Source organism: Brachybacterium sacelli (assembly GCF_017876545.1).
Taxonomy (GTDB): domain Bacteria; phylum Actinomycetota; class Actinomycetes; order Actinomycetales; family Dermabacteraceae; genus Brachybacterium; species Brachybacterium sacelli.
In genome coordinates, this window is the sequence record NZ_JAGIOD010000001.1 from 2,886,119 (window position 1) to 2,905,734 (window position 19,616).

Here is a 19,616-nt window from a genome sequence, read left to right on the forward strand (position 1 = left end):
GCCGGTCCGCCGTGGCTGAGCAGGGGACCCACCGCGCACTCGGCCCCGAGGTCACCTGGCCGCAGGACCTGCTGCCCCCACCCTTCGCCGACGGTGCCCGGCCCGGTCAGCTCGACGTGATCGAGCCTCTGGTGTCGACCCCGGAGCCGGGCCGCGACCTGGTCGTGGTGCTCGACGGCGCCGGGGCGGAGCTGCTGGCCGAGCACCGGGCCCTCACCCCGACCCTGCGCCGCCTCGAGGACAGCACCGTGCAGGTGCGCACCGTGTCCCCGGCGACCACGGCCACGGCGATGGTCTCCCTGCACACCGGGCTCCCGCCGCTGGTGCACGGGGTCCTCGGCTATCTCACTCACGACCCGGACAGCGGCCGCGCGATCAACCAGCTGACGGGCGATCCCGCCGTCGACCCGCACCGGTGGATGCCCGAGACGACGCCCGTGGAGCGGGGAGGCCGCCGCGCCGTCCAGGTGGCTCCCGCCAAGCACGCCCGCTCCCACCTCAGCGGTGTCGCCTACCGTGGCTGGGAGTTCCTCGGTCACGGCCGCGGCGACCGGGTCGAGGCCCTGCGCACAGCCCTGCACCGGGCGGGGCCCGACGGACTGGTCCACCTGCACGTCGATGACGTCGACCACGCCGGGCACCGTCACGGCGTGGACAGCGAGGCATGGCGCACGGCCCTCGCGGACGTCGACGCCCTCGTGGGCACGTTGCTGCGACGGCTCCCGCGCGGTACCCGGATCCACCTGACCGCCGACCACGGCATGGTCGACACCGCGCCCGGGACCACCGTCGACCTCGCCGACCATCCGCAGCTGCAGCGGCTGATCGCGACGGTGGCGGGGGAATCCCGTGCGCTCGCGCTCCGCGCGGTCGAGGGGCGGGGAGCGGCGGCGGAGCTCGCGGGCGGGTTGTCCGAGCTGCTGGGTCAGCGGGCGCTGGTGCTCACCCGCGCCGAGGTGCTCGCCTCCGCCCTGCTGGCCCCGCTCGGCACCCCCGTGCCCGCGCGGGTGGAGGGACGGATCCCCGACGTGCTGGTCCTGGCCCGCGGGCGATGGACGGTCGATGACTTCTCACGCCGCCCGGACGGTGCTCGTGCGCTGATCGGGGTGCACGGGTCGCTGACATCGGCCGAGAGCCGGGTGCCGCTGCTGCGCGTCACGGTCTGAGGGCCGGCGCGCTGCCGCGACGCCGGCCGGCGGGGTCACTCGTGCTTGGAGCCGAAGACGATCTCGTCCCAGCTCGGCATCGACGCCCGCTTGCTCTTCGGCTTCGACTTCGCCGACTTCCCAGACTTCGCAGAGTTCGCCGACTTCTCCTCGGGGTCGGAGCCGGAGGAAGAGGTCCCCTCGGCGTCGTCGAAGCCGGGCAGGGGAGTGAGGTCGACGGTGTCCTGGTAGCGGATCTCCGCGGCCGGGAGTTCCTCGTCCTCCTCGTCCTCCTCGTCCTCCTCGTCCGGGGAGAGGTCGTCGGTCTCCGGCGCGGGGACGCCGAGGTCCTCGGCCGGGTACTCGTCCTCGGAATCCTCCTCAGCGGGCGCACTGGAATGTTCCAGCAGCGCCTCGCGATCCGACTCGTCGATCTCCTCGTCGGCCTCCTGCGCGCTCGGAGCGGAGGCCCCGGCGTCCGCTGCGGCCGGGGCGGTCCCGGCGGCGTCTCCGGCTGCCTCGCCCTCGGCCGGGTCCTCGTCGAGGCTGGCCCAGACCGTCGCGGAGTCGTCCTCGGGCGGTGGCACGGACCGCAGCCCGCGCCGGGCGTTGAGTGCGTCGAGCTCGCCCTCGTCCAGGGTCGAGGGATGCTCGTCGGAGACCGGGCGCTGACCGGGCCACGGGGTGCGACGACGGGGCCCCGCGGAGCGCTCGTCGAAGGAGCCGTCGGCCTCCACGTCGTAGACCGAGCTCTTGACCGCCTGCAGCCGGCCGCGGCCCCGGGTGGGCTCGGGCGGCGCGTCCTCGTCGCTGATCCAGCGGGCCTCGTCGTCCACCGGTGCGACCGAGCGGTTGTCGAGTTCGGCGACCCAGTGCGCCTGGCGGGTCCGGCCGCCGGCGGAGAAGGTGAGCTCCAGGGTCCAGCTGCCGTCGGTGCGGCGCCAGGCGTCCCAGACGGTCTCCTCGGTGGCCTCCCGGGCCGCCAGTCGTTCGGCGACCACGTCGTCGAGGCTGGGCCCTCCGCGACCGACCGGGAAGGAGCGGGCGCGCTGGGCGGTCCACTCCCGTTCGGCCAGCACCGGACCCTCGTAGCGACGCACGTGGTCCAGCGGGATGTCCGCGGCCTCGGAGATGTCCTCGGCGCTGCGTCCTGAGCGGAGCATCGCCTGGATCTCCCGCGGACGCAGCGGTGCCGCGTCGGCGGCCTGGATCATGCCCAGGGCAGGTCGGTCCGTGCGCACCGCGGCCCGCAGGGCCTTGTCGATGCGCAGCGTGTACCGCTCGCCGTCGGAGTCGACCAGGATCACATGTTCCCCGTCGTCATGGATCCCGTCGAGTTCGAGCTCGCGCATCGTCGTCCTCTCCGTCGGAGCCTGCTCGGTCGCGTGCAGAAGTCTAGGCAGCGACCATATCTCCTGCGGGCCCCGCGCGCCGGTGTCCGGACCTCCGTCCGGGGCGTGTCGGGCCGCTCCGGGCGCTATGTTGCCGGACACAGACCTCTCTGCAATAATGCCGCCGCATTCAGCGTTGCGACCCGGACCGGCCCATTGGGGGACAGGGCGGTCGCGCCGTGCTGGATCGCCGCACGCCTTCCCGGTCGGGCCACCGCCCGGTGACAGTCACAGACACGAGAACGGACCGTAGATGGCCACTGATTACGACGCCCCGCGCAAGAACGACGACGACTCGAACGACGACTCGATCGAAGAGCTGAAGGGTCGCCGGAACGAAGCGGCGACCCCGACGGTCGACGAGGACGAGGCGGAGGCCGCGGACTCCTACGAGCTCCCCGGTGCCGACCTCTCCGGCGAGGAGCTCTCAGTGCGGGTGCTTCCCCGCCAGGCCGACGAGTTCACCTGCGCGAGCTGCTTCCTCGTCAAGCACCGCAGCCAGATCGACCACGTCGAGGGCACCCTCATCATCTGCAAGGAGTGCGCCGCCGCCTGAGCGATCGCCCGCCTTCCTGCGCGCACGACGGCGCCGCACCCCTCCGGGGCGGCGCCGTCGTGATCGTCGGGGGAGCCCTCGCCGGCCCCGCTCGAGATCATCCCTCGGCACGACTGTCCCGGGAAGGCTGCCCCGGGGGAGCGGTTCCGCCGTGGCCGCTCAGGCGCTGTGCTGGGCGGTGCGCAGGGCCAGTGCGAGGTCGTCGGGCCGACGGGTCGAGGCGACCCATGCGCTGGTCGGATCGTCCTCGTCGAGCACCTCGACGCGGATCCCGGAGCGCACCCAGCCGCGCACGCAGTGGTGGGCCAAGGGCTCGAAGCCCTGTCCGACGGTGTGCTGCCAGTCCTCGCCCCGCAGCTCCTCGGGCTCGCCCAGCAGCGAGACCTCGATCTGGGCGCGGCCGAGCCGGAAACGACCGCCGGCGACCTCCAGGACGGGGGAGTACAGCACTGCGAGGACGATCGCGATCACCACGCACGCCGCCCCGACCACGATCGCGAGGGTGAGATCCAGCGGGACCATGACCAGTCCGAAGATCGAGCCCAGCAGCACCACCACGACCCAGACACCGGGGGTGGGCAGCACCCGCTCCCGGAACAGCGGCTCCTGCCCGGAGGCGGGTTCCGGTGCGGACGAGGGCTGGTTCCCGCGCGACGGGCTCGCAGACGTGGCGGGATCGGGCGTGGCGGACATGGGTCCATGGTCTCACGCACGTCCTGGGTGCTCCCGCGCCCGCAGCGCTTACCCTGGGCGCATGCCTGCTGAGCCCGACACCTTGGACACCGTCCCCGACATCACGCCCGCCCCGGCCGGCGGGAGCCCGCTGCGCATCCGTCCTGCCCCGGGCGCCCCGATGCCCCACCGCGCTCATGCCGATGACGCCGGGCTGGACCTGACCAGCGCGGAGGACGTGGAGATCCCCGCCGGCGGTCGCGCGCTCGTGGACACCGGCATCTCGCTGGCACTGCCCCCGGGAACCGTGGGGCTGGTCTGCCCCCGTTCGGGGCTCGCCGCCAAGCACGGGATCACCGTGCTGAACGGTCCCGGTATCGTGGACGCCGGATATCGCGGGCCGATCAAGGTCTCCCTGCACAACACCGACCTGGCCGAGCCGTTCGGCCTCCGCGCCGGCGATCGCATCGCCCAGCTGGTCGTGGTGCCCTTCCTGGCGCCTGTGCTGCAGGAGGTCGACGACCTGGACGTCACCGATCGCGCCGCCTCGGGATTCGGCTCCAGCGGCGGGTTCGGCACCGGCCCGGCCACCGCCGGGACCGACGAGACCACGGAGGGATGAGAGATGGGACTGTTCTCGCGCACCAAGCGACAGGACCCCGAGGAGCCCGCGGGCCCCGAGGAGACGGGGTCGGACGCCACCGACCTCCCCGACGAGGAGCTGACGGCGGACGGTGAGGACCCCGCTGAGGGGACCGCTGACGACTCCGCTGAGGAGAGGGCCGAGCAGGACGCGCCGGAGCAGGCCCGCCCCGAGCACCTCGAGGACGGGCCCTACGACGAGGACGACGCCCCCGAGGACGATCACGTCGACCTCGGCGGCCTGCGCGTGCCGACGATCGACGGCATGGAGCTGCGCATGGAGGTCGACCAGCGCAGCGGCTCCGTCACCGGCGCCAACCTGGTCATCGGCGGCTCCTCGCTGCAGGTCCAGGCCTTCGCCGCCCCCAAGTCGCGTGGACTGTGGGACGAGGTGCGCACCTCCCTTCGCGACTCGGTCGTCAAGCAGGGCGGGACGGCCGAGACCCGGGACGGCGTCTTCGGCACCGAGCTCATCACCCGCCTCCCCGTCAAGCGCAGCGACGGCCGCACCGGCTACCGCCCCGCCCGGTTCATCGGGATCGACGGGCCCCGCTGGTTCCTGCGGGCCATCCTCACCGGCAAGGCGCTCGGTGATGCGGAGCAGTCGCGGACCTTCGAGACCCTGATCTCCCGGCTCGTCGTCGTACGGGGCGGCGAGGCCATGGCTCCGCAGGAGCTGATCGGTCTCAACCTTCCCGGCCAGCGTCCCGGGGTGAACCAGATCGGCGCCGGCCCCCTGGACCCGCTGGCCCGCGGTCCCGAGATCACCGAGGTCGGATGAGCCACGCACCCGAGGGCACCGGAGCCGAGCCTCCCCGCCCGGAAGCGCACGGCGGGGCCGGGGGCGGTCCGAGCGATCCCCCCGGCACCGGGGCCGAGGAGCAGCCCTCCGGCCGCGGGCTCGGCGGTGTCCTGCGCCAGGAGGAGTTCTCGGTCGGCGACGCGATCGGCGGCCCCCGCGGGATCATCGAGTCGGCGCTGCCCACGCTGCTGTTCATCGTGCTGTTCGTCGCCACGGGCTCGGTGACGGTCGCCTCCGTGGCCGCCGTCGCGGTGGTCGCGGTGTTCCTGCTGGTGCGCATCGTCCAGCGCCAGAGCCCCTCGACCGTGCTCGGCGGACTGCTCGGGGTCGGTCTCGGTGCCGTGCTCGCGATCCGCTCCGGCGACGGCACCGACTTCTACGCGCCGGGGATCGTCATCAACGCGGTGACCCTGTTGGTCCTGGTGGTCTCGCTGATCGCCAAACGCCCGCTGATCGGCCTGTTCATCGGACTGCTGGATGCGAGGGTGCAGGACTGGGCCCGGGATCCCGATGCCCGCGCCGTGTATACCCGGGCGACGCTGCTGTTCGTCGTGCTGTACGCGGCCAAGCTCGCCGTCCAGGTGCCGCTGCTGCTGACCGGCCAGGTGGCGGCGCTGGGGGTGGCCAAGCTCGCGATGGGCCTGCCCGCCTTCGCGGTGATCGCCTACCTCGTGTGGCTGATGCACCGTTCGCTCCTGGCCCGCCGCGACCGGTCCTGACCGGCGCGGGCGCCGGGCCGGTTCGGAGTCCGGTCCGCCTGGTGGGACACTGGAGCACGATGACTCCCGGCGACCGGCCCCGGCCGATGACGGGGGTCACCACGAGATCGAGACACAGCGACAGCGATCCGCGCGGGAGATCTGCGGCGGACGGAGAGGGAGCGGACCGATGAGCACGGACCCCCGACGAGTGCCGAGCACCCCCGCCGTGCCGGGCCGACTTCTGACCCTCACCGTCGGGCCTCCCGCTGCCGGCGGCACGTTCGTCGCACGGCACGAGGGTCGCGTGGTGTTCGTGCGCGGCACCGCTCCGGGCGAGACGGTCACCGCACGCCTCCTGGACGATCCCGAGAAGCAGGCGGACGCCCGCTTCTGGCGGGCCGAGACGATCGATGTGCTCGAAGCCGGGGTGGACCGCGTCCCGACCGTCTGGGAGGAGGCCTCGGTCGACGGCGTCGGCGGGGCCGAATGGGCGCACATCGCCCTGCCCGCCCAGCGGCGCATCGCCAGCGAGGTCATGCAGGAGCTGCTGCGCCGCGCCGGCGTGGGCAGCTACCCGATCGAGGACGTGCAGGTCGAGCCCGCACCCCACGACATCGACGGGCTCGGCTCCCGCACCCGGGTGCGGTTCGCCGTGGACGGCGACGGGGGCGTGGGGATGCGCGGATGGCGCTCCCATGACGTCCGCGACGCCGGGGAGAACCCCCTCGCGGCCGCCGCGATCCGCGACCTGCGGCTGGGGGAGTGGACCGCCCCCGAGGCCACCGAGGCGGTCGACGTCGTCGCCCCCTCGGCAGGCCCCGCCTCGGTGGTGCTGATCGGCCGCGAGCTGGATCCGGCCTCCGTGCAGATCCCCGAGGCCTGGGGCGAGGCCGACGTGGCCGTGCGCACCGGCCGTGGTCTGGTGCCGCTGCGCGGCGACGGCATCGTGCACGAGCGGGTCGGCGAGCGGCTGTTCTCCGTCAGCGCCACCGGGTTCTGGCAGGGCCACCGCCGCGCGGCCGAGCTGCTGACCGAGGTGGTCGGCTCCACCCTGGCCGCCCCGTACGGCGGGAGCGCCTGGGACCTCTACGGCGGGGTCGGGCTGTTCGCCGCGACCGCCGCCGAGCAGGTCGGCCCCGACGGCAGCGTGATCACCGTCGAGGGCAACCGGCGCGCCTCCCAGCTCGCCGGTGAGAACCTCGAGGACCTGCCCCAGGTCTCGACGGCCACGGCCGATGTCGTCGACTGGGTGCGGGCCCGCCGCGGCGGCGTGGACGCCGTGGTGCTGGATCCGCCCCGCAGCGGCGCCGGGGTCGAGCTGATGGGCCTGCTGGCCCATGCGGTGCGCCAGCGGATCGTCTACGTCTCCTGCGAGCCCTCCACGCTCGCCCGCGATCTGGCCGCGATCGAGAAGTCCGGCTGGAGGATCGTGGACCTGCGCGCCTTCGACCTGTTCCCGCACACCCATCACGTGGAGTCGGTGACGGTGCTCGAGCGCGTCTGAGGGCGCAGGGGCCTGCGCTCCGGCGCCGTTCGGCCATCACGGACAGCGCAGAGGTGAGGGGCGGCACACCGGCGTAAGCTGACGACCTGTCAGAAGAACACGCCCGGCCGTGGTAGACTTTATCTTGACTTCAAGATACCTGCCGGAGAATCACTCCGGAGACCCCGCGGCCCCCGAGCGCAGCCCTGCATCAGGCGGTCGCCGTGTTCGCCGTTCGCCCGTCCGCCTTCGCGGGCCCGCCTACGATGACAGGGTCGCCCCAACACCCGAGGAGTTCGCCCCGTGAGCACAGCCAACTCATTCGCCGCGAAGCAGGATCTCACCGTCGGCGGGACCGACTACGAGATCTTCGCGCTCGACGCCGTCGACGGCGCCGACAAGCTTCCCTACAGCCTCAAGATCCTGCTCGAGAACCTCCTGCGCACCGAGGACGGCGCCAACATCACCGCCGATCACGTGCGGGCGCTGGCGGCCTGGGAGCCGACGGCGGACCCGTCGGTCGAGATCCAGTTCACGCCGGCGCGCGTGATCATGCAGGACTTCACCGGCGTGCCCTGCGTCGTCGACCTCGCCACCATGCGCGAGGCGATGCGGGACCTCGGCGGCGACCCCGAGCGGATCAACCCCCTCGCCCCGGCCGAGATGGTCATCGACCACTCCGTGATGATCGACGTCGCCGGTCGCCTCGACGCGCTCGAGAAGAACATGGAGCTGGAGTACGAGCGCAACCGGGAGCGGTACCAGTTCCTGCGCTGGGGACAGACCGCCTTCGACGACTTCAAGGTCGTCCCCCCGGGCACCGGCATCGTCCACCAGGTGAACATCGAGTACCTCGCCCGGACCGTCATGACCCGCGAGGTCCCCGCCGGTGACGGGAACGGCTCGGTTCTGCGTGCCTACCCCGACTCCTGCGTCGGCACCGACTCGCACACCACCATGGTCAACGGCCTGGGCGTGCTGGGCTGGGGCGTCGGCGGCATCGAGGCGGAGGCCGCGATGCTCGGTCAGCCGGTCTCGATGCTCATCCCGCGCGTGGTCGGCTTCAAGCTGACCGGCGAGATCCCGCCCGCCGCCACCGCCACCGACGTGGTCCTCACGATCACCGAGATGCTCCGCGAGCACGGCGCGGTCGGCAAGTTCGTCGAGTTCTACGGCGACGGCGTGGCCCAGGTGCCGCTGGCCAACCGTGCGACCATCGGCAACATGAGCCCCGAGTTCGGCTCGACCTGCGCGATCTTCCCGGTCGACGAGGTCACCGTCGACTACCTGCGGCTGACCGGTCGCACCGAGGAGCAGCTCGATCTGGTCGAAACCTACGCGAAGCGTCAGGGCCTGTGGCACGACCCCTCGAAGGAGGCCGCCTACTCGGAGTACCTCGAGCTGGACCTGTCCACCGTGGTGCCCTCGATCGCCGGCCCCAAGCGTCCGCAGGACCGCGTCGTCCTGTCCCAGGCCAAGGAGGCTTTCCGCGAGGTCCTGCCGACCTACGCGGGCCACGAGGAGCCCTCCGTCAACGGCGCGGACACCGCCGGTTCCTTCCCCGCCTCGGACCCGGCGGCCCTGGACTCGGACAACGAGTCCGGCGGCGCGGCCCCCGAGCACCAGCACGTCGCCGGACGCGCCTCGAACCCGGCGCAGGTGGCCGGGCAGGACTTCTCGATCGACCACGGCATCGTCTCGATCGCCTCGATCACGTCCTGCACGAACACCTCCAACCCCTCGGTGATGATGGCGGCGGGCCTGCTGGCCCGCAACGCCGCCGACCGCGGCCTGACCTCCAAGCCGTGGGTGAAGACCTCGATGGCACCCGGCTCCCAGGTGGTCACGAACTACTACACCAGGGCGGGGCTGTGGCCCGCGCTCGAGGAGCTCGGCTTCCACCTCGTCGGCTACGGCTGCACCACCTGCATCGGCAACTCGGGCCCGCTGGACCCGGAGATCTCCGACGCGATCGCCGAGAAGGACCTCGCCGTCACCGCGGTGCTCTCGGGCAACCGCAACTTCGAGGGCCGCATCAACCCCGACGTGAAGATGAACTACCTGGCCTCGCCGCCGCTGGTCATCGCCTACGCCCTCGCCGGCACGATGGACTTCGACTTCGAGAACGATCCGCTGGGCACGGACGAGGAGGGCGAGGACGTCTTTCTGCGCGACCTCTGGCCCAGCCCCACCGAGGTCGAGAAGGTCATCGGCGAGTCCATCTCCCAGGAGATGTTCACCGAGGACTACAAGGACGTCTTCACCGGGGACGAGCGCTGGCGGAGCCTGGACACCCCCGAGGGTGCGACCTTCGCGTGGGACGCGGAATCGACCTACGTGCGCAAGCCCCCGTACTTCGAGGGCATGGGGCAGGAGCCCGAGCCCGTCGGCGACATCTCCGGCGCCCGCGTGCTGGTCAAGGTCGGCGACTCCACCACCACGGACCACATCTCACCCGCCGGCTCCATCAAGCTCGACTCCCCGGCCGGCCGCTACCTGCAGGAGAACGGGGTCGCACGCAAGGACTTCAACTCCTACGGCTCCCGTCGCGGCAACCACGAGGTGATGATCCGCGGCACCTTCGCCAACATCCGCATCCGCAACCAGCTGCTCGACGGCGTCGAGGGCGGGTACACGAAGAACTTCCTGACCGGTGAGCAGGAGTTCATCTACGACGCGGCGCAGGCCTACGCCGAGCGCGACATCCCGCTGGTGGTCCTGGCGGGGAAGGAGTACGGCACCGGCTCCTCCCGCGACTGGGCGGCCAAGGGCACGAAGCTCCTCGGCGTCCAGGCCGTCATCGCCGAGAGCTTCGAGCGCATCCACCGCTCCAACCTCATCGGCATGGGTGTGCTGCCCCTGCAGTACCCGGCCGGCGAGTCCGCCGAGTCGCTGGGCCTGGACGGCACCGAGACCTTCTCGATCTCCGGCGTGACCGCCCTGAACGAGGGGAGCGTCCCGCAGACCGTCGAGGTCGTCGCCACGAAGGAGGGCGATGCCGCCGGCACCGTGACCTTCGACGCGGTGGTGCGCATCGACACACCGGGCGAGGCCGAGTACTTCCGCAACGGGGGGATCCTGCAGTACGTGCTGCGCTCCCTGGTCGCCGCCTGAGATCGACGCGGGGGCCCTAGCCCCTGGCGGGCGCCCGCCGCCCCGCGGGCGCGCCGCCTGCGCTCGTCGAGACCCCCGATATGCACCGTTCCTGGTGCATATCGGGGGTCTCGACGTGAGGGTCGCGGAGGGACGGGGCTGACGGGGCCGTTCTCGGGCGTCAGCGCACCGAGCTGCGGGGGTCGGGATCGTTCGCGCGGGCGGTCAGCACGATCGGCTCGCCGTCGGTGACCTGCAGCGTGTGCTCGGCGTGCGCGCCGCGGGACCCGTCGACCGCCAGCTGGGTCCAGCCGTCCCGGTCGTCGACCACGAGCTCGTGCGTGGTGGGCACCAGGAACGGCTCGACCGTGAGCAGCTGGCCGGCCTCCAGCTCCGCGCCGCCGCCGGGGGTGCCGTGATTGGGCACGAAGGGCGCCTCGTGCATGGTGCGCCCCACGCCGTGGCCCCCGAAGCGGTCGTTGATCGTGTAGCCGAGGTCGTGCGCCGTGGTCATCACCGCGTGGCCGATGTCGCCGACCGTGCTGCCGGCGCGCACCTGATCGATGCCCGCCCACATCACCTGCTCGGTATCCCGGATGAGCTGCTGGTCCTCCGGTCGCGGCGTGCCCACCGCGATGGTCAGGCAGGAGTCGGCGACCCAGCCCTCGACCTCGACGGCGAAGTCGAGGGAGAGCAGATCCCCGTCCACGAGCACCCGGTCGTAGGGACGACCGTGGAGCACGCCCTCGTTGACGGAGGTGCAGATGACGTAGCCGAACGGGGACGCCCCGAACACCGGGTGGTAGTCGATGTAGCAGCTGGTCGCCCCGGCCTCGCGGATGAGGCGATGGGCCTCGGCGTCCACCTCCAGCAGGTTCCAGCCGACGTCCACGACCTCGCGCAGGTGCGAGAGCACCGAGGCCACGAAGCGGCCCGCGGGCTGCGCCTGCTCGAAGGTGGGCAGGTCCTGCGTCGCGCTGCGACGGCGGCGGCCGAGGATCATCGCGGAGCCTTTCCGGTGGGGGCGGGAGGCGCCGAGCGGTCCGTGCCGTACTCGACGACGTCGGGCCCCGTGCCCTGCCACGAGTACAGGGAGACGGCGACCCAGGCGATGCCGGCGGCGACCAGGCCCGCACCGAGCATGTGGAGACCGACCAGCACTTCCGGCAGCTGGGTGAAGTACTGCGTGTACCCGATCGCCGCCTGCAGCACGGTGATGACGACCAGGCTCCAGGTAGCCCGGCGCGTCTGCCGCGCGGCACCGATGAGGTACAGGGCGATGAGGAGTCCGACCAGGAGGCCGCAGAAGAGCATCACGGAGTCCGCGTGCAGCCAGGAGATCGTGCGGGCGTCGAAGGGGAGGCGCTCGGGGTGGACATCGTCCCCCGAGTGGGGGCCGGTGCCGGTGACCAGGGTGCCGAGCACGAGGATCGCGAAGCCGATGACGGCCAGCGCCCCGCTCATCCAGTGCATGGCACCCGGGACGAGCGAGCGCCGTCGTGCGGCGTCCCCGTCGTACAGCCGGAACAGGAGCACGGTGGAGACCGCGACGAGGATCGGCGAGATGAGGAAATGGGGGCTGACGACGCCCGGGTGGAGGTCCGCGTGGACGACCACCATGCCGACGATCGCCTGCACCGCGGTGCCGATCAGCGGGACCAGGGAGAGCCACCGCAGGCTGCTGCCCTTGTGACCCAGCCAGAGCAGGGAGACCAGCAGCAGGGCGACGGCGAAGACGCCCAGGACCCCGGTCAGGGTGCGGTTGCCGAACTCGATGAAGGGATGGATCCCGGCTTCCATGGTCAGCTCAGGGGTGAACTGGCCCGGTTCGCAGTTCGGCCAGGTCGAGCACCCCAGCCCGCTACTGGTCAGGCGGACGACGCCGCCGGAGACGATGATGCCGATCTGGCAGACCAGATTCCCCCAGAACACGACGGCGGCGATCCGAGCGCGATTGGCCGCGGAGAGCCCCAGGGTGCGCTCTCCGGACAGGGAGATCCGTCCGACGAGCTCGAGGCGCGGGGCGGGAGCCGGATGCTCGTCGACGGCCGGCGGAGAAGCGTTCATGCCATCGAGTGTAAGAACTTTCCCTGGGTGTCCCATCGTCGCGGCGACGCCTTTCACATCGGTGCTCTCCCCGTCCCGCCCACGGGGTGATCGTGCCCCTCAGCTGTCCGTCCAACGGAACCAGCGGATCACGGCGGCGGTGCCGAGCACGGCCCAGGCCAGCAGCACGAGCACCGATCCGAGGCTGAACACGCCGCCGGCGAGGCTGGCGCGCAGCAGCTCGCCGAGTGCCCCGGACGGCAGCAGGTCCACGAGACCGCGCAGGATCCGCGGGTAGGCCTCGGCCGGGAAGGCGACGCCGCCGACGGCGACCAGCAGCACGAACACGAGATTCGACACGGCGAGCACGGCCTCGGTGCGCAGCAGTCCGGCGACCAGGAGGCCGAGGGCTCCGAAGGCGACCGTGCCCACCAGCCAGACGGGCAGCGCGGCCAGGAGCTCCAGCGCACCGGGGCGCCAGCCGAGGATCAGGGCGAGCAGTCCCAGCACCACGATCTGCACGGCGTGCACGAGCAGCGTCGCGAGCACCTTCCCGGCGAGGTATCCGTCCCGGCCCAGGGGAGTGGTCGCGATCCAGCGCAGCACCCCGTTGCGCCGGTCGAAGCCGGTCTGGATCGCCTGGGAGGTGAAGGAGGTGGAGATCAGCGCGGTCGCGAGCGTCGCGGCGAGGGCGGTGTCGATGGGCTCGGCGCCCTCGAGCCGGCCGACGGGAAGCAGCCGCAGCCCGAGGAGCACGAGCGTCGGCAGGGCGATCGCGACCATCAGCTGCTCGCCGTTGCTGAGCAGCACGCGGGCTTCGAGGGAGGTGTGGGCGAGCACGCGGCGCAGACGCGGAGCGGGTGCGGCGGTGGGGCGCACGGCCGGGCCCGGGGCGAGGGAGGCCCCGGGAGCGGCGGGACCGTCGGAGGTGGTGCTCATCGGCGTGTGACTCCCCGGGTGGTGGGCGAGGGGGTGGCGGGCTGCGGCGGATCCTGCTGCATGAGGTCCAGCAGCACGGCCTCGAGATCGGCGGAGCCGGCCCCGGTGAGCTCGAAGCGGGCCCCGTGGCGGGCGGCGGCGGCGTGCAGATCGGCCTCGAGCGCCGCGACCCTCTCACGCTCGACGCCGTGGGCGACGGCGCGCACGGTGACTTCGCCCTCCTCCTGACGGTGCGCGGTGATGACCTCCTGGACCGACCCGGAGGCGACGCTGCGGCCCCCGGCGATGACACAGACCGCATCGGCGAGCCCCACCACGTCGTCCATCATGTGGGTGGTCAGCACGACGGCGGTGCCGGTGTCGGCGAGCGCCCGGATCAGCCGGCGGACCCGGCGGCGGATCGCGGGGTCCATCCCGGCGGTGGGCTCGTCGAGGAAGATCAGCTCGGGGCGGCCGATGAGCGAGAGGGCGAGGGCCAGGCGCTGGCGCTGCCCGCCGGAGAGCCGGCGCACCAGGGAGCCGGCGAACTCGTCGATCCCCAGGTGCTCGGCGACCTCGTCCACATCGAGCGGGTCGGCGTGCAGGCTCGCCCCGTAGCGCAGCAGCTGCATCGTCCTCGCCCCGGAGGCGAGGCCGCCGTCCTGGATCATCAGGCCCACCCGGGCGCGATGCTCGGGGCCGGCGCGCCAGGGGTCGCGTCCCAGCACCTCGAGGGTGCCGCCGCTGGGACGCAGCAGCCCCGTGGCGCAGGAGACGGCCGTGGTCTTCCCGGCGCCGTTGGGGCCCAGCAGGGCCGTCACCTCCCCGCGGTGGGCCCGCAGAGAGAGTCCGTCGAGGGCGCGGACGGGGCCGTAGGAATGGGTGAGGTCCTCGGCGACGAGCGCCGGGGGCGCGCTGGAGTGGTCAGTCATGGCGGACCCATCGTAGGCGGGGACGAGGGGAGGGGTCCGACTGCGCCGCGGAGCGCCCTCGTCGTCAGCTCGTCGGATATCGGCGCTCCACGGCCGGACGAGCGGAACCGAACCTGTCAGCGCCCCGTCACGTGCAGCGGGGTGTGGGCGGGGTCGACGACCTCCGCCGCGAGCGGCGGCTCGGGCGCGGTGCCGCCGACGCCCCAGGTGTCGGTGGGGAACCGGTCACGGTCGTGGGCCTCCAGCAGGCCGCTCATGTCGGGCCCGAGCGGCACCACCTGGGTGGGGTTGATGTCCTCGTGCACGATGTAATAGTGCTCCTTGATCTGCTGCAGGTCGACGGTGTCGCCGAAGCCCGGGGTCTGGAACAGGTCCTTGGTGTAGTTCCACAGGTTCGGCATGGTCACCAGCGGTTGGCGATTCGCCTTGAAGTGACCGAAGTAGACCGGGTCGAAGCGGATCAGGGTGGGGAACAGGCGCACATCGGCCTCGGTGAGCGAGGGGCCCATCAGGTAGCGCCGGTCGGCCAGGCGCTCCTCGAGCTCGTCCAGCGCCGCCCACAGCTCGCGGTACTCCTTCTCGTAGACCTCCTGGCCGCCGGCGAAGCCGACCTTGTAGACGCCGTTGTTCACCCGATGGAGCATCCAGGTGTTCAGCGCGTCGATCTCCTCGCGCTGGGACTGCGGATAGAGGTCCGGCGCGCCCTCGCGGTGCAGGGCCGTCCATTCGGTGGCGAAGTCGAGGGTGATGCGCTGGAAGTCGTTGGTCACCACGGCCCGGGTGGGGACGTCCACGACGGCCGGGACCGTGATGCCGCGCGGGTAGTCGGGGAAGCGGGCGAAGTAGGCCTGCTGGAGGCGCTCGTAGCCCAGCACCGGGTCGACGCCGCCCTCGTCGAGGTCGAAGGTCCAGGAGCGCCGGTCGTGGGTGGGGCCGGGCATGCCGACCGAGAGGGCCTCCTCGAGTCCGAGCAGACGGCGGGAGATCAGGGTGCGATTGGCCCAGGGACAGGCACGGGCGGCGATCAGACGGTAACGCCCCGCCTCGACGGGCCAGCCATCCCGGCCGTCGCGGGTGATGCGGTCGTCGATGTAGTTCATGTCCCGGTCGAAGGGCTTGCCCTTGTGGACGTAGGAGCCCTCGGTCGAGTGCTCGGCGGTGCGGTCCTCGGTGGTCATGGTGTCCCTTCCTCGATCTCCGGCGGCGGCGGCGCGGTGCCGTGGTGCGCTCCACGGTAGTTGAAAATAGTATTAAAGAAAAGGGCGCACAGTGCTCCGAGCTGCCCTGGGCGCGATGTCGCAGGTAAGGGCACCCTTGGTGCCGTGGCACACACCCTTGCGGGGGTATTTGGCAAGCCGTATGTTGTAAAATGAAGAACGGTCGACGGAAGAAGGTGATGCACGGATGACCGCACCGGATCTGGACCCGGCGGGCCCGCCGGCCACTCGCGACCGGCTCGTCGAGGCGATCTCGGCGCACGGACCGATCACCGCCCGCCAGCTGGCCGAGCGCTTCGGGCTCACCAGCGCCGCCGTCCGGCGCCATCTCGCGGCGCTCGAGGCCGAGGACGTCATCGCCGAGCACGAGATGCCGGTCGCGCACCGCGGCCGGGGCCGCCCCAGCAAGGCCTTCGTGCTCTCGAAGTCCGCGCACGATCACCTTCCCGGCGGCTATGACGAGCTCGCCGTGATGGCGGTCGAGGAACTCGCCCGACGCGGCGACGAGGCCGTGGCCCGTCTCGCTGAGCGCCGGGTCGCCGACTGGGAAGCGGCACTGGCCGAGGCCGTCGCCGTCCGCGAGGCGGCGGGGGAGAAGGTCACCATCTCCCGCAAGGTCGAGCTGCTCGCCGAGCTGCTGACCTCGCGGGGCTACGCCACCACCGTGCGCCCCCTGCACGTCCCGCTGCCCACACCGGGTGCGCGGTCCGGCTCGAGCCCGCGTACGCTCGTCACGGCGCAGTTGTGCCACGGCCACTGCCCTGTCCTCGACGTCGCCGCGGATCACCCCGAGCTGTGCGAGGCCGAGACCCGAGTCATCTCCCGAATCATCGGGGCGCCCGTCCAACGCCTGGCCACCCTGGCGCAGGGCGCCCACTGCTGCACGACACACATTCCGCTCACCGAGGGAAGGACATCATGACGAGCGCACCAGAGAAGCTCTCCCAGGACGAGATCATCGACTCCATGGGCCACTACGCGTACGGCTGGCGTGACGACGACACGGCCGGCGCCACCGCCCGCCGCGGTCTGAGCGAGGAGGTCGTCCGCAACATCTCCGAGCTGAAGGACGAGCCGGAATGGATGCTCAAGCGCCGCCTGAAGGCGCTGAAGCTGTTCGGCAAGAAGCCGCTGCCCACCTGGGGCCCGGACCTGTCCGGCATCGCCTTCGACACCATCAAGTACTTCGTGCGCTCCACCGAGCAGCAGGTCACCGACTGGGAGGACCTCCCGGCCGACATCAAGGAGACCTACGACCGGCTGGGGATCCCGGAGGCCGAGAAGCAGCGCCTCGTCGCGGGCGTCGCCGCCCAGTACGAGTCCGAGGTCGTCTACCACCAGATCCGCGAGGATCTCGAGGAGCAGGGCGTCATCTTCGTGGACACCGACACCGGTCTGCGGGACTACCCCGAGCTGTTCGAGGAGTACTTCGGCACCGTGATCCCCGCGGGGGACAACAAGTTCTCCGCGCTGAACACCGCCGTGTGGTCGGGCGGCTCCTTCGTGTACGTCCCCAAGGGCGTCCACGTGGAGATCCCGCTGCAGGCCTACTTCCGGATCAACACCGAGAACATGGGCCAGTTCGAGCGCACCCTGATCATCGCCGACGAGGGCTCCTCGGTGCACTACGTCGAGGGCTGCACCGCGCCGATCTACCAGTCCGATTCCCTGCACTCGGCCGTCGTCGAGATCGTGGTGAAGAAGGACGCGAACGTGCGCTACACGACCATCCAGAACTGGTCGAACAACGTGTACAACCTGGTCACCAAGCGCACCACGGTCGAGCAGGGCGGCTCCATGGAGTGGGTCGACGGCAACATCGGCTCGAAGGTCACCATGAAGTACCCGGCCGTCTGGCTGATGGGCGAGCACGCCCGTGGCGAGACGCTGTCGGTCGCCTTCGCGGGCGAGGGCCAGCACCAGGACACCGGCTCGAAGATGGTGCACATGGCGCCGCACACCTCGAGCTCCATCGTGTCCAAGTCGGTCTCGCGCGGCGGCGGGCGCAGCTCCTACCGCGGCCTGGTCCAGGTGATGCCCGGAGCGGAGCACGCCGCCTCCACCGTGCTGTGCGACGCGCTGCTGGTGGACCAGATCTCCCGCACCGACACCTACCCTTACGTCGACGTCCGCGTCGACGACGTGCAGATGGGCCACGAGGCCACCGTCTCCAAGGTCTCCGAGGAGCAGCTCTTCTACCTGAGGAGCCGCGGCATGGAGGAGACCGAGGCGATGGCCATGATCGTGCGCGGGTTCATCGAACCCATCGCGCGCGAGCTCCCGATGGAGTACGCCCTCGAACTGAATCGCCTGATCGAGCTGCAGATGGAAGGAGCAGTCGGTTGATGACCACCTCCGACATGACCGAACTCAAGGATGCGGGCGGCGCAGAGGATCCTGCGGCCGACGAGAACGCGGGACACGCCGCGGGTGCCGCGCCCGTCGCCGCCCGGTCCGCGCTGGCCGAGGACTCCGCCGCCGCGGTGGAACTCGAGGAGGAGGGGCTGACGCTGACGGACGAGCAGTCCGCGGCGCACGGCGCTCACAACCGCGGCGACCGGGCCCGCTCCTTCGAGCTCTCGGACCACGAGCGGCCCACCAGCGACATCGAGGAGTGGCGCTTCACCCCGCTGCGCCGGTTCGGCCCTCTGCTGGTGGACGCCCCGACCGACGACCGCGAGGGCGACCCCGCGGTGGACTACCGCGTCGAGGTGCCCGAGGGTGCCCCCGCGCCCTCCACGCTCGCCGTCGGCGAGGCCCCCCGCGGCACCGTCCTGGTGCCCGAGGACCTCCCCTCCGCCGTCGCGTCGGCGCGCAGCGAGCAGGCACTGCACCTGGTGGCCCCGAAGAACGCGGAGCTCCCTGCGCCCTACCGGGTCGAGATCTCCGGCCGTGGCGCCGACCGTCGGGCCAACGGGCACATCGTCCTGGAGACCAAGGAGTCCTCGGCCGCGACCTTCGTGCTCAACCACACCGGTTCCGCGCAGTACGCGCAGAACGTCGAGATGGTCGCCGGCGACAACTCGCAGATGACCGTGATCGCCCTGCAGGACTGGGACGACGACGCACTGCACATCGCCACCCACCACGGCTCGATCGGTCGCAACGCCAAGATCAAGCACATCGTGGTCTCCCTCGGCGGCAGCGCCGTGCGCGTGAACACGATCTCCGACCTGGTCCGTCCCGGCGGCGAGGTCGAGAACCTCGGCCTGTACTTCTCCGACGAGGGCCAGTTCCTCGAGCACCGCCTGTTCGTGGACCACACCGCCCCGAACTGCACCTCGGACTCCGCCTACAAGGGCGCGCTCCAGGGCAAGAGCGCTCGCTCGGTGTGGGTCGGCGACGTGCTGATCCGCAAGGAGGCCGAGGGCACCAACACCTACGAGCTGAACCGCAACCTCGTGCTCACCGAGGGTGCGCGCGCCGACTCGGTGCCGAACCTGGAGATCGAGACGGGGGAGATCGAGGGGGCCGGCCACGCCGCCGCCACCGGTCGCTTCGACGACGAGCAGCTGTTCTACCTGCGCGCCCGCGGAATCCCGGAGAAGGAGGCCCGCCGCCTGGTGGTGCGCGGCTTCTTCGCCGAGCTGATCCAGCGGATCGACGTGCCGGAGATCCGTGAGCACCTCACCGAGTCCATCGAGGTCGAGCTCGCCCGGAGCATGAGCTGATGTCCGACGCCTTCGTCCCCGTCGCCACCCTCGACCAGCTCGATGCGGGCGAGGCGATCGACCTCGTCGCCGGCGGCGTCGAGATCGCCCTGGTGCGCGACGAGGACGGCGGCGTCCACGCCCTCGAGGACGTCTGCTCGCACGAGGAGATCCCGCTGTCCGACGGCGACGTCGAGGGCTGCACCATCGAATGCTGGAAGCACGGCAGCCAGTTCGACCTGGTCACGGGTCGTCCGCTGCAGCTCCCGGCCGTCCTTCCCGTGCGGGTCTTCCCCGTGCGGGTCGATGAGAGCAGCGGCGAGATCCTGGTGGATCCGACCGCCGCCGACGACACCTGATCACCCGGG

At 71.6% G+C, this 19,616-nt stretch carries 18 protein-coding genes; 11 read left to right on the forward strand and 7 right to left on the reverse strand.

The annotated features are described in order from the left end of the window. The first annotated feature begins 11 nt into the window (after positions 1 to 11). A complete protein-coding gene (locus tag JOF43_RS13025) occupies positions 12 to 1,166 on the forward strand; it encodes an alkaline phosphatase family protein (protein WP_209902616.1) in 1,155 nt (384 codons plus the stop codon). Positions 1,167 to 1,201: 35 nt separating this feature from the next. Here the strand turns inward: JOF43_RS13025 and sepH are convergent, their stop codons facing one another. Beyond that, on the reverse strand, positions 1,202 to 2,497 hold the full coding sequence (gene sepH, locus JOF43_RS13030) for a septation protein SepH (RefSeq protein WP_209902618.1): 1,296 nt from the start codon (positions 2,495 to 2,497) through the stop codon (positions 1,202 to 1,204). 292 nt (positions 2,498 to 2,789) lie between these two features. On the opposite strand from sepH, the gene JOF43_RS13035 reads away from it, so the two are divergent. Further along, the gene (locus JOF43_RS13035) at positions 2,790 to 3,092 is read left to right on the forward strand and encodes a DUF4193 domain-containing protein (protein ID WP_012805050.1); all 303 of its coding nucleotides are present in this window, start codon (positions 2,790 to 2,792) and stop codon (positions 3,090 to 3,092) included. A 159-nt stretch (positions 3,093 to 3,251) separates the two neighbouring features. Here JOF43_RS13035 and JOF43_RS13040 read toward each other — a convergent pair whose 3' ends face one another. Then, positions 3,252 to 3,785, reverse strand: a complete 534-nt coding sequence (locus tag JOF43_RS13040; RefSeq protein ID WP_209902619.1) for a DUF3093 domain-containing protein — start codon at positions 3,783 to 3,785, stop codon at positions 3,252 to 3,254. A gap of 61 nt (positions 3,786 to 3,846) precedes the next feature. Here JOF43_RS13040 and dut point away from each other — a divergent pair, with 61 nt between their 5' ends. The 5 genes from dut to acnA all read left to right on the forward strand — a co-directional run bounded on the left by dut (position 3,847) and on the right by acnA (position 10,506). Beyond that, complete coding sequence (dut, locus tag JOF43_RS13045) at positions 3,847 to 4,386, forward strand: dUTP diphosphatase (protein WP_209902621.1); 540 nt, start codon at positions 3,847 to 3,849, stop codon at positions 4,384 to 4,386. Positions 4,387 to 4,389: 3 nt separating this feature from the next. Next, the gene (locus JOF43_RS13050) at positions 4,390 to 5,187 is read left to right on the forward strand and encodes a DUF3710 domain-containing protein (protein ID WP_209902623.1); all 798 of its coding nucleotides are present in this window, start codon (positions 4,390 to 4,392) and stop codon (positions 5,185 to 5,187) included. After that, complete coding sequence (locus tag JOF43_RS13055; RefSeq protein ID WP_209902625.1) at positions 5,184 to 5,927, forward strand: DUF3159 domain-containing protein; 744 nt, start codon at positions 5,184 to 5,186, stop codon at positions 5,925 to 5,927. The genes JOF43_RS13050 and JOF43_RS13055 overlap by 4 nt, the downstream gene beginning before the upstream one ends. Before the next feature lie 169 nt (positions 5,928 to 6,096). Continuing rightward, complete coding sequence (locus tag JOF43_RS13060) at positions 6,097 to 7,413, forward strand: class I SAM-dependent RNA methyltransferase (protein WP_209902626.1); 1,317 nt, start codon at positions 6,097 to 6,099, stop codon at positions 7,411 to 7,413. A gap of 282 nt (positions 7,414 to 7,695) precedes the next feature. After that, positions 7,696 to 10,506: an aconitate hydratase AcnA gene (acnA, locus tag JOF43_RS13065; RefSeq protein ID WP_209902628.1), complete on the forward strand. Its 2,811-nt coding sequence runs from the start codon at positions 7,696 to 7,698 to the stop codon at positions 10,504 to 10,506. Positions 10,507 to 10,666: 160 nt separating this feature from the next. Here the strand turns inward: acnA and map are convergent, their stop codons facing one another. The 5 genes from map to JOF43_RS13090 form a co-directional block, all read right to left on the reverse strand. Beyond that, positions 10,667 to 11,488 carry a type I methionyl aminopeptidase gene (gene map / locus JOF43_RS13070; RefSeq protein ID WP_209902630.1) on the reverse strand — a complete coding sequence of 274 codons (822 nt, stop codon included), beginning with the start codon at positions 11,486 to 11,488 and terminating at the stop codon, positions 10,667 to 10,669. Continuing rightward, on the reverse strand, positions 11,485 to 12,552 hold the full coding sequence (locus JOF43_RS13075; RefSeq protein WP_209902632.1) for a COX15/CtaA family protein: 1,068 nt from the start codon (positions 12,550 to 12,552) through the stop codon (positions 11,485 to 11,487). Before JOF43_RS13075 ends, map begins: the two co-directional genes overlap by 4 nt. A 99-nt stretch (positions 12,553 to 12,651) precedes the next feature. After that, entirely contained in the window at positions 12,652 to 13,470 is an 819-nt protein-coding gene (locus tag JOF43_RS13080) for an ABC transporter permease (protein WP_209902634.1), read from the reverse strand. After that, positions 13,467 to 14,381, reverse strand: a complete 915-nt coding sequence (locus tag JOF43_RS13085; RefSeq protein WP_209902636.1) for an ABC transporter ATP-binding protein — start codon at positions 14,379 to 14,381, stop codon at positions 13,467 to 13,469. Before JOF43_RS13085 ends, JOF43_RS13080 begins: the two co-directional genes overlap by 4 nt. Positions 14,382 to 14,497: 116 nt before the next feature. Further along, positions 14,498 to 15,559, reverse strand: a complete 1,062-nt coding sequence (locus JOF43_RS13090) for a glutathione S-transferase family protein (protein WP_209902637.1) — start codon at positions 15,557 to 15,559, stop codon at positions 14,498 to 14,500. 226 nt (positions 15,560 to 15,785) lie between these two features. On the opposite strand from JOF43_RS13090, the gene JOF43_RS13095 reads away from it, so the two are divergent. The 4 genes from JOF43_RS13095 to JOF43_RS13110 are packed head-to-tail and all read left to right on the forward strand — an operon-like array spanning position 15,786 to position 19,607. Next, entirely contained in the window at positions 15,786 to 16,520 is a 735-nt protein-coding gene (locus tag JOF43_RS13095; RefSeq protein ID WP_209902639.1) for a helix-turn-helix transcriptional regulator, read from the forward strand. Then, entirely contained in the window at positions 16,517 to 17,944 is a 1,428-nt protein-coding gene (sufB, locus tag JOF43_RS13100) for a Fe-S cluster assembly protein SufB (RefSeq protein ID WP_209902641.1), read from the forward strand. The genes JOF43_RS13095 and sufB overlap by 4 nt, the downstream gene beginning before the upstream one ends. After that, positions 17,944 to 19,269, forward strand: coding sequence for a Fe-S cluster assembly protein SufD (gene sufD, locus JOF43_RS13105; protein WP_209902643.1), 1,326 nt, complete (start codon positions 17,944 to 17,946; stop codon positions 19,267 to 19,269). Before sufB ends, sufD begins: the two co-directional genes overlap by 1 nt. Beyond that, positions 19,269 to 19,607 (forward strand): non-heme iron oxygenase ferredoxin subunit, encoded by a 339-nt coding sequence (locus tag JOF43_RS13110; RefSeq protein ID WP_209902644.1) that lies wholly within the window; start codon positions 19,269 to 19,271, stop codon positions 19,605 to 19,607. The genes sufD and JOF43_RS13110 overlap by 1 nt, the downstream gene beginning before the upstream one ends. Positions 19,608 to 19,616: the final 9 nt, after the last annotated feature.

Excerpts from the sequence above, each read along its gene's own strand:
- JOF43_RS13110 (WP_209902644.1), top strand. The coding sequence starts at position 19,269 with ATGTCCGACGCCTTCGTCCCCGTCGCCACCCTCGACCAGCTCGATGCG.
- JOF43_RS13075 (WP_209902632.1), bottom strand. The coding sequence starts at position 12,552 with ATGAACGCTTCTCCGCCGGCCGTCGACGAGCATCCGGCTCCCGCCCCG.
- JOF43_RS13050 (WP_209902623.1), top strand. The coding sequence starts at position 4,390 with ATGGGACTGTTCTCGCGCACCAAGCGACAGGACCCCGAGGAGCCCGCG.
- JOF43_RS13095 (WP_209902639.1), top strand. The coding sequence starts at position 15,786 with ATGACCGCACCGGATCTGGACCCGGCGGGCCCGCCGGCCACTCGCGAC.
- JOF43_RS13080 (WP_209902634.1), bottom strand. The coding sequence starts at position 13,470 with ATGAGCACCACCTCCGACGGTCCCGCCGCTCCCGGGGCCTCCCTCGCC.
- JOF43_RS13085 (WP_209902636.1), bottom strand. The coding sequence starts at position 14,381 with ATGACTGACCACTCCAGCGCGCCCCCGGCGCTCGTCGCCGAGGACCTC.
- JOF43_RS13035 (WP_012805050.1), top strand. The coding sequence starts at position 2,790 with ATGGCCACTGATTACGACGCCCCGCGCAAGAACGACGACGACTCGAAC.
- map (WP_209902630.1), bottom strand. The coding sequence starts at position 11,488 with ATGATCCTCGGCCGCCGCCGTCGCAGCGCGACGCAGGACCTGCCCACC.
- sepH (WP_209902618.1), bottom strand. The coding sequence starts at position 2,497 with ATGCGCGAGCTCGAACTCGACGGGATCCATGACGACGGGGAACATGTG.
- JOF43_RS13060 (WP_209902626.1), top strand. The coding sequence starts at position 6,097 with ATGAGCACGGACCCCCGACGAGTGCCGAGCACCCCCGCCGTGCCGGGC.
- sufD (WP_209902643.1), top strand. The coding sequence starts at position 17,944 with ATGACCACCTCCGACATGACCGAACTCAAGGATGCGGGCGGCGCAGAG.
- JOF43_RS13090 (WP_209902637.1), bottom strand. The coding sequence starts at position 15,559 with ATGACCACCGAGGACCGCACCGCCGAGCACTCGACCGAGGGCTCCTAC.
- sufB (WP_209902641.1), top strand. The coding sequence starts at position 16,517 with ATGACGAGCGCACCAGAGAAGCTCTCCCAGGACGAGATCATCGACTCC.
- JOF43_RS13055 (WP_209902625.1), top strand. The coding sequence starts at position 5,184 with ATGAGCCACGCACCCGAGGGCACCGGAGCCGAGCCTCCCCGCCCGGAA.
- dut (WP_209902621.1), top strand. The coding sequence starts at position 3,847 with ATGCCTGCTGAGCCCGACACCTTGGACACCGTCCCCGACATCACGCCC.
- JOF43_RS13040 (WP_209902619.1), bottom strand. The coding sequence starts at position 3,785 with ATGTCCGCCACGCCCGATCCCGCCACGTCTGCGAGCCCGTCGCGCGGG.